Below are 17,771 nucleotides of genomic sequence, written 5' to 3'. Positions count from 1 at the left end.
GCGTGGAATTCGGCCTGTTCCTGATCTTCGCGGTCTTCGTCGTCGGCGTCATCGCCGGCGTCCCGGTGGCCTTCGTCCTCGGCATCGCGGCCCTGGTCGGCTTCATCTATGAGGGCATCAACCCTGCCGTCGCCTTCCAGCAGATGGCCAGCGGGATGAGCATCTTCGCCCTGCTGGCCATTCCCTTCTTCGTCTTCGCCGGCGAATTGATGCTGCATGGCGGCATCGCGCGGCGCCTGGTGGCGCTCGCCTCGGCGGCCGTGGGGTGGATGCGGGGCGGGCTCGGCATGGTCGATGTCTCCACCTCCATGCTCTTCGGCGGCATCTCGGGCTCCGCGGTCGCGGATACCTCGGCCACCGGCGTCATCCTGATCCCGGCCATGAAGGCCAAGGGCTATGGGGTGGATTATGCGGTGTCGCTGACCGTGACGTCGTCGATCGCCGGCATCCTGATCCCGCCCAGCCACAACATGATCCTCTACAGCCTGGCGGCGGGGGGCGGCATTTCCGTCACCGCGCTGTTCATCGCGGGCATCGTGCCGGGCCTCATGATGTGCAGCTTCCTCGCCATCGCCGCCTATGTGATGGCGGTGCGGCGCGGCTATCCGGCGGAACCCTGGGCGGGCTTCAAGCACCTGGCCCTGAAGTTCATCGATGCGCTGCCCGGCCTCTTCACCGCCTTCATCATCCTGGGCGGCGTGCTGTCCGGCGTCTTCACGGTGACGGAGAGTGCCGCCTTCGGCACCATCTGGGCGCTGCTGGTCACCATCGTCGTCTATCGCAACCTGACCTGGGAAAACTTCAAGGTCGCGGTGGCGGCCTCCGTCCGCACCTCCGCCGTCGTGTTCCTGCTGGTCGGCACGGCGACGGCCTTCGCCTACCTGCTCGCCCTGTACCGCCTGCCGGATATCCTGACGGAGGGGATGCTGGCGATCAGCAGCAACCCCATCGTCATCATGCTGATGATCAACGTCTGCCTGCTGCTGCTGGGCTGCGTGATGGACATGGCGGCGCTGATCCTGATCACGACGCCGATCTTCCTGCCGGTGGTGGTGGCGATCGGCATCGATCCGGTCCAGTTCGGCATGATCATGATGATGAATCTCGGCCTCGGCCTGACCACGCCGCCGGTGGGCGCCGTGCTGTTCGTGGGCTGCGCCATCGGGAAGATCCCGATCGAGGCGGTGATGAAGACGATCTGGCCCTTCTACGGCGCCATCCTCGCCGCGCTGATGTTGACCACCTATTGGCCCGCCGTGTCGCTGACGCTGCCGCGGCTGCTGCTGGGCTACGAAGGCTAGCCCATGGCCTTCACGCTCGCCGCCGACCTCCGCGCGGAGGTCGGCGAAAGCCCCGTCTGGGACGCCCGCCGCGGCGTGATCTGGATGGTGGACATCACCGCCCGGGCGGTCATCCGCTTCGACCCCCGGGATGGCGCCACGCGCCGCATCCCGGTGCCGGAGGTCTGCGGCAGCCTCGCACTCTGCCGGTCCGGCACGCTGCTGGTGGCGCAGCGCGCCAGCGTGATCCGGCTCGACCCCGACAGCGGCGCCATCACGCCCTTCGCGACCATGGCCGGGGAGCCCGCGCATAACCGGCTGAATGACGGCAAGGTCGGCCCCGATGGCTGCTTCTGGGTCGGCAGCATGGATGACCGGCCGGAGAAGGAGGCGACAGGCATCCTCTGGCGTGTCCGCCCGGATGGCGTGGTGGAGCGGCGGCGGGACGGGCTGGTGGTCTCCAACGGCCTCGCCTGGAGCCCGGACGGCACCCGCATCTGGCATTCCGACAGCCGCCGCGCGGTGCTGGACATCGCGGATTTCGACGCCGCCACGGGCGCCATCGGCGGATGGCGGCGGGTGATGACCCTCGATGAGGCGACCGGCCGGCCGGATGGCGCCGCGATGGACGCGGACGGGCACTACTGGTCCGCCGGCGTCTCCGCCGGGCGGATCAACGTGATCTCGGCCGAGGGGCGCATCCTGCGTCACATGCCCTTCCCCGTGCCGGCGCCCACCATGCCCTGCTTTACCGGGCCCGATCTGCGCACCGTCTTCGTCACCAGCCTGAGCAGGGGGAAGGATGAGGCGACTATTGCCGCGCATCCGACGCTGGGTGGGCTGTTCCGGGGGGACGGCCTGGATCAAGGTGCGCCCGTGACCGACTTCGCGGACTGAGGAATCAGATCAGATGACCAAGCCCATCCTGCTGACCGGCGCTTCCGGCAACCTTGGCCGCATGCTGGCGAAGGAACTCTCCGATGCCGGGCACACGCTGCGCCTGACCGACATCGCGCCCTTCCCGGACCCGCTGCCCGCCAACTGCACCTTCACCCGCATCGACCTGAATGAGGGGATGCGCATCCTCCAGGTGGCGGAGGGCTGCGGCACCATCCTGCATTACGGCGGCATCGCCAACGAACAGCCCTATGAGGTGGTGCTCGGCCCGAATCTGCGCGGCCTGTACCACATCTATGAGGCCGCGCGGCGGGAAGGCGCGCGCGTCATGTTCGCCTCCTCCAACCACTCCATCGGCTTCCACAACCGGCCCAGCGGCAATGCGGAACGCCTCGACCTCGACTGCGCCTTCCGGCCGGACGGCTTCTATGGCCTGTCCAAGGCCTATGGGGAACTGATGGGGCGGATGTACTGGGACAAGCATGGCGTGGAGAACGTCAATGTCCGCATCGGCTCCTGCTTCCCGAAGCCGGTCAACCGGCGGATGCTCTCCACCTGGCTCAGCTACGCGGACCTCGCGCGCATGATGAAGGCGATCATCGCGGCGGAGCGCGTGGGCCATGCCGTGATCTGGGGCGCGTCGCGCAACCCCGAGACCTATTGGGGCAAGGATCACCGCGACCGCATCGGCTGGGCGCCGCAGGACAGCGCCGAGGATTTCCGCGCGGAGGTCGGGCACATCGTCTCCGACGACCCGGTGGAGGAACGCTACCAGGGCGGCAGCTACACCTCCGACGGCTACACGCGGAAGGGCGGCTTCTCCCCGCGCGACCAGTTCGACCTCGACTGATGATCCTGGCGGCGGGGGATTGGCGGGCGGAACTGCTGCCGGAGAGGGGCGTCGCCTTCCGGTCGCTGACCCTGGCGGGGCGGGATGTGCTGCGGCGCATCCCGGACGGCGCCGATCCGAACAACGGCTTCCACGGTGCCTTCATCATGGCGCCCTGGACCAACCGGCTGGAGGATGGGCGCATCCGCGTCGGCGGCGTGGACCACTTCATGCCCATCAACCGCCCGGCGGAAGGCAACGCGCTGCACGGCTTCCTGCGCGACCTGGCCTGGGTGGTGGAGGAACAGGGCGCGGAGCGCGCGGTACTGTCCTGCGCGCTGGACCACGCGCCCTTCCGCTGCACCGCGCGGCTGGTGGTGGCGCTGTCCGCCGCGGGGATGTCCTTCGCGCTGTCGCTGCGCAATACCGGCGATGCGGCGACGCCGATGGGCATGGGCTGGCACCCCTGGTTCGCGCGGCCCGCCGGCACGCGGCTGCGCGTTCGCGCCACCACCATCTTCGGCCGCGACCATCGCAGCATCGCCACGGGCGCGCGGCCGAGTGCCGGCCTGAACGGTGACGACGCCGTGCTGCTGGGCCTCGACACGCATTTCGCGGGCTGGGATGGCCTGGCCGCCATCACCTGGCCGGATGGCGCGGGCATCGCGCTGCGGGCGCAGGGGGAATGGGCGTCCAACCTCCAGGTCTTCGCGCCGCGCGGCGGCGATGTGCTCTGCGTGGAGCCGGTGAGCCACGCGCCGGATGCGGTGAACCGCCCCGCCAATGCCGCCCATGGCGCGATGCGCGTGCTGGCGCCGGGCGCCTCGCTCGACGCCTCACTGATGATTCATCGCTGCTGAGCGCCTGATGCACGGATTTCGTGCATCGGCGTCTCCTTGCGCGGGAACAATCGCCGCCTCGTGACGTTCGCCTTCGCAACCGCATGCTTCGTGCATCGCGGAGGGAGCGGACTTCGATGGCGAGCACCGCGCGACGGACGCAGTCCGTCCTCCGGGACAAGGTGAAGGGCGGCGTCGCGGGCCATCGGTCCGCGCGGCAGCCGGCGTCGGTCCGAAGGGGCACTTCGTGGTGACGGACGAAGAGGAGATCGCGCGCGAATTCCGTCGCCTGGTGAACCTCTCCGCCGCCGAGTTCCGCGCATGGCTCGGCACCGCGGAAAGCCGGGCCGCTGGCTGGACGCGGGAGGGCGAGGCGGACTCCGTCGGCCATCAATCCGGCCGCTGGAGCCTGGGCCTGCTCGAAGGCGTCGCGCCTGACCCGGAAGGGGAGGACGCGGCGCACAGGCGCCGGGTGGTGGGCTTCATCCATCGCCACCTCGCGCAGCGGCCGGAAGGCGACGTCAGCGACACGCGCTGGCGCCACAGCCTGATGAACTGGGGCCACGACCCCCTCAAGGAGGATCGACGCATGAGCGACGAGATGAACCAGGCACAGGACGAGCAGGACATGCCGGCGGAGCCGATGGCCGCGCCGGTGGAGGAGGCGCCGAAGCGTCGTCGCGCAGCCTCGCCCCGCAAGGCGGCGTCCGACGGTACGGCCAAGGCTCCGGCCAAGCGGGTTGCGAAGGCAGCGCCGGGCCGCAGCACCGCAACGCGCAAGGCTTCGGCCGACGGCGCGGCGAAGGCGCCGGCCAAGCGCGGTGCCGCAGGCCGCACCGCGGCAGCGGCCAAGGGCGGGCGCACCAGCACCACCCGCAAGGCCGCGGCTTCGACCGGCACGCGGAAGGCGGCCACCACCCGCAAGGCCGCTTCCACCAGCACCCGCAAGGCGCCGTCCACCGGCACGCGCAAGGCCGCGGCGCCGGCCAAGCGCGCGGTGAAGGCGGCCGCTGCCCGTGGCGCGGCGGGCCGCACGGCGGCCGCGGCCAAGGGCGGACGCACCACCACCACGCGCAAGGCCGCGGCCCCGGCCACCACACGCAAGGCAGCGTCGTCTGCCACCCGCAAGCCGGCAGCCAAGGCGACGATGAGCCGGTCGGAGGCCGCGTCCAAGGCCGGCAGCGCGCGCACGCCGAAGAAGGCTGCGGCGGCCCGGGCGAATGGCGCCAAGGGCGGCGCGGCCCGCGCCAAGGCGGCGGCAACCACGCGCCGCGCCAGCGCCGCCAAGCCCGCCCCCAAGGCCGCGAAGGCCAAGGCCGGCCCGCCCAAGGCGGCGCCGAAGCGCCCCGCGAAGGCGGCTCCCCCCCGCGGTGCTGCCGCCAAGGGCGGGCGCAGCAGCGCCAGCCGCGCCTGAGCCCAGCCGCCGGGGGGACCTCCCCCCGGCGGCATGCCAAACCCTGCCCTGATGGAGCCCCCCCCTCCCCAAGCGGCGCGGGGCGGGCGAGACTGCGCCCATGGGAAGCGCCATCATCCTCGGGGCCGGCATCATGGGCCTGTCCACCGCCTGGGCCCTGGCCCGGGCGGGCTGGTCCGTCCGGGTGGTGGAACAGGATGCCGTGCCGAATCTGCGCGGCTCCTCGGTGGATGACCACCGGCTGATCCGCCACGCCTATGGCGCCGCGGCCGGCTACATGCGGATGATCGACCCGGCCTTCGCGGCCTGGGACCTGCTGTTCGCCGAAGCCGGGGAACGCCCCTATGTGCCCACCGGCGTGCTGGCCCTGGCGCATTCCCGCGGCGGCTGGCTGGCCGAGAGCCGAAGCGCGCTGCTCGGCGATGGCCATGCCGTGGCGGACCTGACGGGGGAGGAGGTCGCCGCCCGCTACCCCTACCTCTCCGGCGACGGCATCGCCGACGCCTTTCACCTGCCGACCGGCGGCGTGCTGCTGGCGCGGCGGATCGTGGAAGTGCTGGCGGGGTTGCTGGCGAAGCGAGGCGTTCCCATCCAGCGCGGCCAGGCCGTCTCGGTGGACCCCGCCCGCGGCGCGCTGACCCTGGCGGATGGCACGCATATCTCGGCCGACCTCCTGGTGGTGGCCGCCGGCCCCTGGGGACCGCGCCTGCTGCCCTCCCTCGCGCCCCGCGTGAGACCCACGCGCCAGATCATCGTCCGCCTGGCCGCGCCGTCCGCCCAGGCGGAGGCCTGGACGCGCGCGCCCATGCTGCTCGACCTGGCGGAGGATGGCGGCTTCTACGCCGTGCCGCCCGTGGCGGGCACGCCGCTCAAGATCGGCGACCACCGCTTCGCCCCCCATGGCGACCCCGAGGACCCGCGCGACGCCACGGCCGCGGAGGCCGAGGAGATCCTGGCCTATGCGCGGCATCGTATCCGGGGCCTCGCGGATTACCGGGTGCTCTCCGCCGCTGCCTGCTACTACGACGTGGAGCCGCAGGAGCGTTTCGTGGTGGAGCGGCTGGGTGATCGCGGTTTCGTGATGTCCGGCTTCTCTGGCCACGGATTCAAGTTCGGCGCGCTGCTGGGCCTGGCGCTGGCGCGGGCGGCGGGTGACGAAAGCCTGGGCGCCGCCATATCCGGCTGGGCAGCCGGGGAAGCGCCGCCACCGGACGGTTTGTTCGCGGATATCAAGCAGGAAACCACCGCATGACGCTGCCCTCCGCCGCCGATGATCTGATCATGGGCCTGACGCATGTGGTGGATTTGCCCAGCCTGACCGCCGCCGCCGGCGCACCTCTGGGCGCCGACGATATCGCCGCGCTGGTCGGCGAAGCCGCCCGCTTCACCCGCGAACAGATGGCGCCCGGCTGGCAGGAGGCCGACCGCCACGGCGCGCACTACGCCAACGGCACCGTCACCACGCCGCCGCACTACAAGGCACTCATGAAAGCCTGGATCGAGAGCGGCTGGCAGGGCGTCGCCGCGCCGGAATCGATCGGCGGGCAGGGGCTGCCGCATGCCGTCTGGATCGCGGTGACGGAACTGGCCTCCGCCGCCGACATGGCCTTCTTCCTCGGCCCCGTGCTGACCGCCGGCGCCATCGACCTGCTGCTGGGCCATGGCACGCAGGACCAGCAGGACCGCTTCCTGCCGAAGCTCGTCACCGGCGAATGGAACGGCACCATGTGCCTGACGGAGCCGCAGGCGGGCAGCGACCTGGCCGCGCTGCGCACCCGTGCGGAACCGCTGGGCGACGGCCGCTATGCCCTGCATGGCCAGAAGATCTACATCACCTGGGGCGAGCACGACACGACGGAGAACATCCTCCACCTCGTCCTGGCCCGCCTGCCTGGCGCGGCGGAGGGCAGCCGCGGCATCTCCCTGTTCGCCGCGCCCAAGGTGCTGCCCGACGGCACCCGCAACGCGCTGCGCTGCGGGGGCATCGAGCGGAAGATGGGCATCCATGCCTCCCCCACCTGCATCATGCTGTTCGAGGGTGCGGAGGCGGAACTGGTCGGCGAGCCGGGCAGGGGCCTCAATGCCATGTTCGCCATGATGAATGCCGCGCGGCTCGCCGTCGGCGTGCAGGGCGTGGCCGCCGGCGCCCGGGCGCTGGAACTCGCCGAGAAATACGCCGCGGACCGCACCCAGTCAGGCCGCCCCATCGCGCGCCATGCCGATGTCGCCCGCATGCTGGCGGAGATGCGCGCCACCACCCTCGCCGCCCGGCTGCTGACGCTGGAAGCCGCCGCGGCGCTGGACCGGCACCATCTGCTGGGGGATGAGGCCGGGCAGACGCGCCTGGCGCTGCTGACCCCCATCGTGAAGGCCTGGTGCACGGATCGGGGCGTGGAGAATGCCAGCCTCGGCATCCAGGTGCATGGCGGCATGGGCTTCGTGGAGGATGCCGGCGCCGCCCAGGTGCTGCGCGATGTCCGAATCACGCCGATCTACGAAGGCACGAACGGCATCCAGGCGATCGACCTGCTGGTCCGGAAAGTGGCGAAGGATGGCGGCGCTGCCGTGCGCGGGCTGCTTGCGGAGGTCGCCGCCGCCGATCCCTGCCTGGCAGCCGCCGCCGCGCGCCTCGGCACCGCGACCACGCTGATGCTGGAAGCCCAGGCGAGGGACCCCGACGCGGCCCAGGGCCTGGCCACGGCCTATCTGGACGCCTGTGGCTGGGTGCTCGGGGGCTGGATGCTGGTGCGCGCCGCCGCGGCGGCGCCGGACCGGGCCGCGCTGGCCGGCTTCTACCTGGCCCGGTTGCTGCCGCGGGCGGAGGCCCGGTGCCTGGAAATCGAGCATGGGGCGCTGGTCCCCATCCCTTCCCTGCTGTAACCCTTCATTCATGCCTCTTGCAGCCCCAGGCGTCGCACGCATCTGCTGCCCACCGACATGACCGCCCCCCTCTCCTCCCCCGCCCTTCACCGTCCCCGGCCCAAGGTGGCCATCATCGGCGCGGGGCCAGGCGGCCTCGCGGCCGCCATGATGCTCGCTGCCTCGGGCGCCCGCGTCACCGTCTTCGAGAAGGACGGCGTGGTGGGGGGGCGTACGCGCACCCTCACAACCGATGAGGGCTACAAATTCGACCTGGGACCGACCTTCTTCCTCTATCCCCGCATCCTGAAGGAGATCTTCAGCCGCTGCGGCGCGGATCTCGAGCAGGAAGTCGATATGCGGCGCCTGGAGCCGCAATACCGCCTGACCTTCGAGAAGGGCGGCAGCGCCACCCATATCGAGGCCAGCGCCGACATGGCGCGGATGGAAGCGGCGATCGCCCAACTCTCGCCGAAGGACGCCAAGGGCCTGCGGCCCTTCATGGAGGAGAACCGCGCCAAGCTCGCGGCCTTCCGCCCCGTGCTGGAACGCGCCTTCTCCACCGCCGCCGACATGATCCGCCCGGACATGATCAAGGCGCTGCCCCTGATGAAGCCCTGGTCCACGGTGGACCGCGACCTGGCGCGGCATTTCAGCGACCCGCGCGTGCGCCTCGCCTTCTCATTCCAGACCAAATACCTGGGCATGAGCCCGTTCAAGTGCCCGTCGCTCTTCACCATCCTGTCCTTCCTGGAATACGAGCACGGCATCTTCCACCCCATCGGCGGCTGCGGCGCGGTCTCCGTCGCCATGGCGAAGGTGGCGGAACGCCTCGGCGCGGAAATCCGCCTGAACGCGCCCGTGGACCGCATCGGCTTCGAAGGCCGCCGCGCCAAGGGCGTCGAGATCGGCGGCGTGCGGCATGACGCGGACGCCGTCGTCGTCAACGCCGACTTCGCCCATGCCATCCCGAAGCTGATCCCGGACCACCTCCGCCGCGGCTGGAAGGACAAGAAGATCGGGCAGGCGAAATACTCCTGCTCCACCTTCATGCTCTACCTGGGCCTGGACCGGGAACTGCCGGAACTGGCGCACCACAATGTCCTGCTCTCCGAGGGCTACCAGGAGAACATCGCCCAGATCGAACGGGGCGAGATTCCCGAAGTGCCGTCGCTCTACGTCCAGCACGCCGGGGCGACGGACCCGACCATGGCGCCGAAGGGCCACTCCGCCCTCTACGTCCTGATCCCCGTGCCGAACCTCATCAAGCAGCCGGACTGGCCCGCCCAGGCGGCACGCTACCGGGAGATCGCGCTCGACCGCCTCAAGGCCCTCGGCCTGCCCGACCTGCGTCCCCATATCCGGTACGAGCGCATCGTCGCGCCGCAGGATTGGGAGAGCGACTTCGCCGTGGGCTATGGCGCGACCTTCAACCTCTCCCACGAACTGCCGCAGATGCTGCTGTTCCGGCCGGGCAACCGGTTCCGGGACGTGGAAGGTGTCTACCTCGTCGGCGGCGGCACGCACCCCGGCAGCGGGCTGCCCGTCATCTACGAAGGCGCGCGGATCACCACGGGACTCATGGCCCAGGACCTCGGCCTGGCCAGCGCGCCCAGCCGGCCCACCGCCGGCGGCGACTTCGCCTCGGCCACGCCGGCCGCGGCCTACGGGCCGGAACGGTAGGCGAGGCTGGGGAGCACTCCATGGGGCGCTGCCCCCTGGACCCCCGCCGGGGGGCGTGGCGCCCCCCGGGCCCCGCCAGCACTGAACGTTGGTGAGGGAGGGGGGCCGAAGTGCCCCCCTCCCTCACCAACGTTCAATACATGAGGTCCAGGAGGCCGCTGCCTCCTGGCAGGGGGTGCAGGGGGACAGCGTCCCCCTGCGAATCCCCCGAGCAACACGCTACAGTTCCAGGCACGGAGGTGCGTTCGCATGGCTGATCGGGTGGTGGTGGTGGGTGGTGGCCTGGGTGGGCTTGCGGCCGCGGCGGTGGCGGCGGCGCGGGGGCACAAGGTCACGCTGCTCGACAAGAACCCTTGGCTGGGTGGCAAGGCGGCGGTGTTGAACCTGTCCGCGCCGGATGGCAGCGCCGATTTCCGCTTCGACATGGGCCCCACCATCCTGACCGTGCCGCGCGTGCTGCGCCGGATCTATGCGGAGGCCGGGCTCGACCAGGCGCGCGAATTGCCGCTGATCCGGCTGGACCCGCAATGGCGCTGCTTCTTCGAGGATGGGACGCAGATCGACCTGATGGCCGATGTCGCGACCATGCAGGCCGAGATCGAGAAATTCGCCCCCGGCCGCGGGTTGGGCGAGGGCTATCGGAAGTTCCAGGCGGAATCCCGCCACCTGCATGGGGTCTCGGAAAAATTCTTCTTCTGGCGGCCGGTGGAGGGTGTGACCGACACCATCGACATGAAGGCCAACCTCAGCCCCTCCACCATCCGGGACGTGCTGAGCCTGAAGATGGGCCAGACCGCCGCCAAGGTGATCCGGGGCCATGTGCCGGATGAGCGCCTGGCGCAGATGCTCGACCATTACTGCCAGTATATCGGCTCCTCCCCCTACCTGGCGCCGGCGGTGGTGTGCTCGATCGGCGACATGCAGGCGAGCGAGGGGGTCTGGTACCCCGTCGGCGGCACGCGCGCGGTGGCGGAGGGGCTGGCCAAGCTGGCGGCCGACCTCGGCGCCGATCTGCGCCCCAATTCCGAAGTCACGGGCTTCGATATCGAGAACGGCGCCATCAAGGGCGTGCGGGTGGGGTCGGAGCGGATCGCCTGCGATGCCGTCATCTCCAACATGGATGCCATCCGCACCTACAAGGAACTGGTCGGCGGCGATGTCGGCCGGAAGTATGAGAAGAAGGGGTTCGAGCCCGCCTGCAGCGGCGTCGTGCTCTATCTCGGCCTGAAGAAGCGCTACGACCACCTGGCGCATCACTGCTTCGTCTTCTCCCGGGATGCGGAGGAGGAGTTCGACGCGATCTACAAGAAGGGCGAGCCCGCGCCCGATCCCACGGCCTACCTGGCCGCGACCTCCTGCAGCGACGACACCACGGCGCCGGCGGGGGGGGAGGCGCTTTATGTGCTGGTCCACACGCCGCATCTCCGCCCGCATCATGACTGGTCGAAGATGTTCCCGAAGTACCGCCAGACCATCCTCGACAAGCTGAAGCGCACGGCGGGGCTGGAGGATATCGAGGAGCGGATCGTGGTCGAAAGCCAGCTCACGCCCGTCGACATCCACAACCGCTACAAGGTGCTGGATGGCGCGATCTACGGGCTGGCGAGCCATGGCAGCTTCACCGGCGCCTTCAAGCCGGGCAACCGGAGCAAGGCGGTGAAGGGGCTGTATCTCTGCGGCGGTGCCGCGCATCCGGGCCCGGGCATGCCGATGGTGATGATGTCCGGCTGGATCGCCGCCGATGCGCTGGACCGCGACCGGGGCGGCAGGGGCATGAGCGACGCGGCACGCGAAGCCGGCCGGCGCGAAGCCGAAATCGCCGCGGCCGCGGAATAACCACGGCCATGGCTGCGGCGCCGAAGCCGGAGGGGGACAACCCCGTCCCCCTCTTCGACCCGCGGCGCATGGCCTTCTTCCATTTCATGTTCGCCCGCTTCTTCGCCAAGCACATGCGGGCGGCGCGGGTGGCGAACTGGGGGATGCCGCGGGACTACGGCAACCGCCCGCTGGTGGTCTTCGCCAACCATCCGGGCTGGTGGGATGGCGTCGCCTTCATGCTGCTGTCGCAGCGGCTGTTCCCGGGCCGCACCATGTTCATCCCGATGGATGCGGCGGCGCTGTCCCGCTACGGCTTCATGAAGCGCATCGGCGTCTTCGGGATCGAGGGTGGGACCGCCCGCGGTGCCGTCGCCTTCCTCCGTACCGCGAAGATCGTGCTGGGGGCGTCCGACCGGATGCTGTGGATGAACGCGCCGGGGCGGTTCAGCGATGTGCGGGAACGCCCGGTGCCGATCGCGCCCGGCATGTCCCGCCTGCCGGAAATGGCGCCGGACGCGGTGTTCGTGCCGCTGGCGCTCGACTACCCCTTCTGGACGGAGCGCAAGGCGGAGATGCTCTGCGCCTTCGGCGAGCCGATCGAGGCCGCTGACCTGGCCGCCCTGCCGCGCGATGATCGCGGCCCGGCGCTTTCCACCGCGCTGGCCGCCACGATGGATCGCCTGGCGCTGGACGCCATCGCCCGTGATCCGGCAAGGTTCAAGACGCTGCTGCGCGGGCCGGAAGGCATGGGAGGCGTGTGGCAGTTCTGGCGCCGCCTGCGCAGCACCATGCGCGGCGAACGCTTCGACCCCAGACACGATCCCAGGCATGATCCTGGGCGGGAGGCCGGCTAGACCATGGTTGCGGATTTCACCTGGGCGTGGATTGCCCTGGCACTGGCGACCTTCCCGGCGACGATGGGGGTGGTGAACCTGTTCCTGGTCCGCCCGCCGGAGGGCCGGCCGAAGGATGGCTCCCTGGTCTCCGTGCTGATTCCGGCGCGGAACGAGGAAACGCACATCGCTGCCTGCCTCGATGCGGTGCTGGCATCCCGCGGCGTGGCGATCGAGGTCGTCGTGATGGATGACGGCTCCACCGACCGCACGGCGGAGATCGTGCGGGGCTACGCGGCGCGGGATGCGCGGGTGCGGCTGGAACAGGCGCCGCCGCTGCCTTCGGGCTGGACCGGCAAGGTCCATGCCTGCCAGCGCCTGGCGGATGCGGCGCGGGGTACGCATCTGCTGTTCATCGATGCCGATGTCCGGCTGGCCCCCGACGCCGCCGCCACCATGGCGGGCCATGCGGCGCGGACGGGGGCCGGGATGGTCACGGGCGTGCCCCGCCAGATCATCGGGTCGCTGGGTGAGGCCGCGACCGTGCCCATGATCAACTTCCTCCTGATCTGCTACCTGCCGGGCGGTGGCCGGGCCTTCACGAAGCGGTCCGGCATGGCGGCGGCCTGCGGGCAGCTGCTGCTGGTGGAACGCGGCGCCTATGACCACACCGGCGGCCATGAGGCGGTGAAGGGCGTGCTGCATGACGGGCTGGCGCTGGCCCGGCTGATGCGCGATGCCGGGCATGCGACGGAGATCGTGGAGGGTGCGGGCCTCGCGACCTGCCGGATGTACACGAATTTCGCGGATTGCTGGGCGGGCTTCAGCAAGAATGCGCGGGAAGGGATGGCGACGCCGGTCGGCCTGCCGGTCTGGACCGCCATGCTGGCCGGCGCCCATCTCTGGCCCTTCGTCTTCCTGCCCTCCACCGCGGCCATCATCGCGCTGGCGCTCGGCTTCGCGCTGCGCGCGGCGGTCACGCTCCGGGTGCGGGAGCCCTGGTGGACCATTCCGCTGCATCCGCTGACGGTGGCGGTGGCGCTGGCCATCCAGTGGACCGCGCTGGTGCGCGGGCTGATGGGCAAGCCGGCGGGCTGGAAGGGCCGCGCCTACCAGGGCACGGGCTGATTGTGGACGGGACAGCGGTTGCCGCCGGCCCGCCGACACGGGACGAGAATTCCGAGAATTTCCCCGTCGCCTCGCGGCTGATCCCGGCCGCGCTGCGCCCGAAGGTGCTGGCCTTCTACCGCTTCGTCCGCACCGCCGACGACATCGCCGACCACGCCACGCTGAACAGCACGGAGAAGCTGGCGCGGCTGGAGGCGATGGAGGCGCTGCTGGACGATCCCGGCGGGCCGCTGGCGGAGGTCGGCACCGAGGAAGCGCGCCTGCTGCTCTCCGCCTTCCGGCAGGATGCGGTGCGTGCCCGCTACCCCGACTGGGCGGCGCTGGAGGATTACTGCGCCCGATCCGCCGACCCCGTCGGCCGGATGCTGCTGCGCCTGCATGGGGAGGATGATGCACAGGCGCGCCATGCCTCCGACGGGCTCTGCACCGCGCTGCAGATCCTGAACCACCTCCAGGATCTGGTGCCGGACCGCGATGCGATGGACCGCATCTACCTGCCCGTGCCCTGGATGGCGCTGGCGGGGGGCGAGGATGCGTTCTTCGCGCGGGAGAACCCGGCCCGCCGCGCCGTGCTGGATGCGGCGCTCGACCGGGTGGAGGCGCTGCTGGAACAGGCGGCGCCGCTGCCGCGCCTGCTGCGGTCGCGGCTGCGCTTCCAGGCCGCGGTGACGCTCGACCTCGGCTGGCGGCTGCTGGCGAAGCTGCGCGCGGATGACCCGGTGGCGGGGCGCGTGGCACTTGGCAAGGCAGACTTTGGAAAAGCCTTCGCGCGGCTGGCGCTGCCGCCGCCCTCCGACGCCGCGGTGGTCCGCGCGCGGGTGGCTCGCGCAAAATCATCCTTCGCGCGGGGCATGGCGGTGCTGAAGGGGGAGCGCCGCCGCGCGCTTTTCGCCGTCTATGGCTTCTGCCGGGCGGTCGACGACATCGCCGATGGCGCGATGCCGGAGGCGGAGAAGCGGCGCTTCCTGGCGGCCTGGCGCAGCAAGCTCGACCAGCCGGATTGCGCGCTCTCCGCCGAACTCGCCTGGGCCAGGCGCGAATTCTCCCTGCCGCTGGCGGAGTGCGAGGCGATGATCGCGGGCATGGAGACGGATGCGACGCCCGCGCTGCGGCTGCGGACGGAAACGGCGCTCGACGAATACTGCCGTCGTGTGGCCGGCAGCGTCGGCGCCATGGCGGTGCGCATCTTCGGCGCGCCGGGCGCGCAGGGTTTCGGCCTCGCCCTCGGCCGGACCTTCCAGCTGGTGAACATCCTGCGCGATGTGGATGAGGATGCGGCGATCGACCGCGTCTATGTGCCGGCCGACTTGCTGGCGCGCCATGGCGTGACGGCGACGGCGGTGGCCGAGATCGTCGCCCATCCCGGCTTCGCGCGCTGCTGCGAGGAACTGGCCCACCGCGCCGCCGCCGGCTTCGCCCGGGCCGACCAGGAATTGCGCGAACACGACCCGGCGGCGCTGAAGCCCGCCCGGGTGATGATGTGGGGCTATCGCCAGATCTTCGACCGCATGCAGGCGCAGGGCTTCGGCCATCCCCGCACGCGGCCCCGCCTGACGCGGGGCGAGAAGCTGCGAATGGCGCTGCTGGCGATGAAGCCCTGATGACCGTTCACGTCATCGGCGCCGGCGTCGCCGGCCTGGCGGCGGCGCTCACCCTTGCCAGGTCCGGGCGGCGGGTGGTGGTGCATGAGGCATCGCCCGGCGCGGGCGGTCGCGCGCGCGCGCTGCCGGACGGGACGGATAACGGTACCCATGCGCTGCTCGGCGCCAACCGGGCGGCGCTCGCCTTCCTGCGCGACATCGGCGCGCTGGAGGGCTGGGTGGAGCCGGAGCCGGCGGGGCTGCCGGTGCTGGACCTGGCGAACCATGCGGCGCGGCGCGTGGCGCTCGCGCCGCTGGGCTGGCTGCGGCCCGCGATGCGGCCGGCCGGGATGGATGCGGGCGGCTTCCTCGCGCTGATGCGCCTGGCCCTGCCGGGGCGGGACCGCAGCGTGGAACAGGCCTTCGCCCGCCACCCCGTGCTGCTGCGCGCGCTGGTGGAGCCGCTGACCGTGGCCGCGCTGAACACCCCGGTGGCCGAGGCCTCGGCCAGCCTGCTGGGCCTGGTGCTGCGGCGGCTCGGCGCGCCCGGCGCGGCGCGGCTGCTGGTGGCGCGGCGCGGCCTCGGGCCCGATCTGGTGGCGCCGGCGCTGGCGACGATCGGCGCGCATGGCGGTGCGATGCGCTTCGGGTCCCGCCTGCGCGGCCTGGTGCGCGCCGATGGCCGCGTGGCGGCGCTCGATTTCGGGGAGACGGCGCAGCGCCTGGCGGCGGATGACCAGGTGGTGCTTGCCCTGCCGCCGTGGGAGGCGCTGCGCCTGCTGCCGGACATCCCCGCGCCCACGACCCATGCGCCCATCCTCAACGTGCATTTCGCGCGGGCGGAGGAGGGCGATGTGCGCTTCATCGGCCTGCTGGGCGGGCTCGGTCAGTGGGTGCTGGTGCGGCCTTCCGGGGTTTCCGTCACCGTCAGCGCGGCGGACGACGCCGTTAGCCTCTCGGATGCCGAGGCCGCGGAGCGCATCTGGCCGGAGGTGCTGGCCGCCGCCATGGCCTTCCGCCTGCCCGGCGAATGGCCGATCCGCGCCCCCGCCGCCCGCGCGGTGCGGGAGAAGCGCGCGACCCCCCGCCACGCTGTCGGCCCGCGCCCCGCGCCGCCGCGCCGGCCGCTGGCGAACCTCGCCCTGGCCGGCGACTGGACCTTCCCCGCCCTGCCCGCGACCATCGATGCCGCGGTGCAATCCGGGGAGGCCGCGGCCCTCGCCCTGCTGCATCCGGGGCCGCGCGCATGACGCCGGCGGAGGCCCTCGCGACGCTGCGCGCGGCGGAGGCGCGGGACGGGCGCATCGTGGTCGAGCAGCGGCGCTTGCTGCTGCTCCGCCTGGCCGATGCGCTGCTGACCCATGCGGAGGCGATCGCCGCCGCGCTGGATGCGGATTACGGCGGGCGCTCCCGGCTGGAGACGCTGCTGGCCGACGTGCTCTGCGCCGTCGATGCCGCGCGCTACGCCCGCCGGCATGTGCGGTCCTGGGCGAAGCCGCGGCGCGTGGCCGTGCCCTATCCCTTCTGGCCGACGCGGGCGCATGAGGAGCCGGTGCCCAAGGGCATCATCGGCATCATGGCGCCCTGGAACTACCCGGTGCAGCTGGCCCTGGTGCCGGTGGTGGATGCGATCGCCGCCGGCAACCGCGTGGCGGTGAAACCCAGCGAGGGCACGCCCCGCTGCGCGGCGCTGATCGCGCAGGTACTGGCCGAGGCGCTGGGTCCCGACATCGCCGCCACGGTGCAGGGCGGGCCGGACGTCGCCGCCGATTTCGCCGCGCAGCCCTGGGACCACCTGGTCTTCACCGGCGGCACGACGACGGGCCGGAAGGTGGCGGAGGCCGCGGCACGCAACCTGGTGCCCGTCACGCTGGAACTGGGCGGCAAATGCCCGGCGCTGGTGCTGCCCGGGGCGGACCTCGCCCGGGCGGCGCGGGACATCCTGGTGGGCAAGGCGGTGAATGCCGGGCAGACCTGCGTGGCGCCCGATACGGTCCTGCTGCTGGGCCACACGCCGGAAGCCTTCGCCGCCTCCTGCCGCGCCACCGGCATCGGCCTGCCGGAGACGGCGCTGGCGAATGACGCCCAGGCCGCGCGGCTGGACCGGCTGGCAGAGGGCGCACGGCTGGAACGCCTGGCGCCGGATGGCGCCGGCCGCCATCGCGCCCTCGCGCTGGCCTTCCCCGATCCCGGCCACGCACTGCTTCAGGAAGAAATCTTCGGCCCCATCCTGCCGGTCCTGGCCCTGCCGGACCTGCCCGCTGCCATCGCCTGGGTCACCGCCCGGCCGTCCCCGCTGGCGGTCTATCTGTTCGGCGCCGCGCCGGCGGAAGCCGAGCAGGTTGCCCATTCGGTCCGATGCGGCGCCCTCGTGCAGGACCGTGCGGTTGAATACGCGGCCTTCCCGGCGCTCGGCTTCGGCGGCACGGGTCATTCCGGATCTGGGCGGTATAAAGGATTAGCGGGATTTGTCGCATTTTCGACGATTCGCGCGCGGGTCGTGCATGGGAAATGGAGTCTTTCCCGTATCTTCGACTTGCCGAGAAAAAATTTCGCTCCGCGGTTGATCGAGAGGCTGGTAAGGAAGCGTTAACGCTGGCAGCTTCCGCCC

The 17,771-nt window shown here is 71.5% G+C and carries 14 protein-coding genes; all 14 read left to right on the top strand.

All coding sequences use genetic code 11. The annotated features are described in order from the left end of the window. Positions 1-2: 2 nt before the first annotated feature. The 14 genes from BM041_RS19650 to BM041_RS19585 all read left to right on the top strand — a co-directional run bounded on the left by BM041_RS19650 (position 3) and on the right by BM041_RS19585 (position 17,753). Entirely contained in the window at positions 3-1,301 is a 1,299-nt protein-coding gene (locus tag BM041_RS19650; RefSeq protein ID WP_092961595.1) for a TRAP transporter large permease, read from the top strand. 3 nt (positions 1,302-1,304) lie between these two features. After that, a complete protein-coding gene (locus tag BM041_RS19645; protein WP_092961594.1) occupies positions 1,305-2,177 on the top strand; it encodes an SMP-30/gluconolactonase/LRE family protein in 873 nt (290 codons plus the stop codon). A 13-nt stretch (positions 2,178-2,190) separates the two neighbouring features. Then, positions 2,191-3,027, top strand: a complete 837-nt coding sequence (locus BM041_RS19640) for an NAD-dependent epimerase/dehydratase family protein (protein WP_092961593.1) — start codon at positions 2,191-2,193, stop codon at positions 3,025-3,027. Beyond that, on the top strand, positions 3,027-3,866 hold the full coding sequence (locus tag BM041_RS19635; RefSeq protein WP_092961592.1) for an aldose epimerase family protein: 840 nt from the start codon (positions 3,027-3,029) through the stop codon (positions 3,864-3,866). Before BM041_RS19640 ends, BM041_RS19635 begins: the two co-directional genes overlap by 1 nt. 229 nt (positions 3,867-4,095) lie before the next feature. After that, positions 4,096-5,259, top strand: a complete 1,164-nt coding sequence (locus BM041_RS30965; RefSeq protein ID WP_245762172.1) for a DUF3140 domain-containing protein — start codon at positions 4,096-4,098, stop codon at positions 5,257-5,259. Between the two features lie 100 nt (positions 5,260-5,359). Continuing rightward, positions 5,360-6,511: an FAD-dependent oxidoreductase gene (locus BM041_RS19625; RefSeq protein ID WP_092961591.1), complete on the top strand. Its 1,152-nt coding sequence runs from the start codon at positions 5,360-5,362 to the stop codon at positions 6,509-6,511. Further along, positions 6,508-8,139 (top strand): acyl-CoA dehydrogenase family protein, encoded by a 1,632-nt coding sequence (locus BM041_RS19620; RefSeq protein ID WP_092961590.1) that lies wholly within the window; start codon positions 6,508-6,510, stop codon positions 8,137-8,139. Before BM041_RS19625 ends, BM041_RS19620 begins: the two co-directional genes overlap by 4 nt. Positions 8,140-8,196: 57 nt before the next feature. Further along, on the top strand, positions 8,197-9,801 hold the full coding sequence (crtI, locus tag BM041_RS19615; protein ID WP_092961589.1) for a phytoene desaturase family protein: 1,605 nt from the start codon (positions 8,197-8,199) through the stop codon (positions 9,799-9,801). Between the two features lie 249 nt (positions 9,802-10,050). Next, the gene (locus tag BM041_RS19610; RefSeq protein ID WP_092961588.1) at positions 10,051-11,637 is read left to right on the top strand and encodes a phytoene desaturase family protein; all 1,587 of its coding nucleotides are present in this window, start codon (positions 10,051-10,053) and stop codon (positions 11,635-11,637) included. Positions 11,638-11,645: 8 nt separating this feature from the next. Beyond that, a complete protein-coding gene (locus tag BM041_RS19605) occupies positions 11,646-12,473 on the top strand; it encodes a lysophospholipid acyltransferase family protein (protein ID WP_092961587.1) in 828 nt (275 codons plus the stop codon). A 3-nt stretch (positions 12,474-12,476) separates the two neighbouring features. Beyond that, the gene (locus tag BM041_RS19600) at positions 12,477-13,580 is read left to right on the top strand and encodes a glycosyltransferase (RefSeq protein WP_092961586.1); all 1,104 of its coding nucleotides are present in this window, start codon (positions 12,477-12,479) and stop codon (positions 13,578-13,580) included. 2 nt (positions 13,581-13,582) lie between these two features. Then, positions 13,583-15,181 (top strand): squalene/phytoene synthase family protein, encoded by a 1,599-nt coding sequence (locus tag BM041_RS19595; RefSeq protein WP_092961585.1) that lies wholly within the window; start codon positions 13,583-13,585, stop codon positions 15,179-15,181. Next, positions 15,181-16,410, top strand: a complete 1,230-nt coding sequence (locus BM041_RS19590) for a hydroxysqualene dehydroxylase (protein ID WP_092961584.1) — start codon at positions 15,181-15,183, stop codon at positions 16,408-16,410. Before BM041_RS19595 ends, BM041_RS19590 begins: the two co-directional genes overlap by 1 nt. Continuing rightward, positions 16,407-17,753 carry an aldehyde dehydrogenase family protein gene (locus BM041_RS19585; protein ID WP_175534039.1) on the top strand — a complete coding sequence of 449 codons (1,347 nt, stop codon included), beginning with the start codon at positions 16,407-16,409 and terminating at the stop codon, positions 17,751-17,753. The genes BM041_RS19590 and BM041_RS19585 overlap by 4 nt, the downstream gene beginning before the upstream one ends. Positions 17,754-17,771 lie beyond the last annotated feature (18 nt).

Source organism: Falsiroseomonas stagni DSM 19981 (genome assembly GCF_900114315.1).
Classification (GTDB): domain Bacteria; phylum Pseudomonadota; class Alphaproteobacteria; order Acetobacterales; family Acetobacteraceae; genus Falsiroseomonas; species Falsiroseomonas stagni.
Note: the sequence above shows the minus strand (reverse complement) of the source record. Positions and strands in the feature narration are given on the sequence as shown.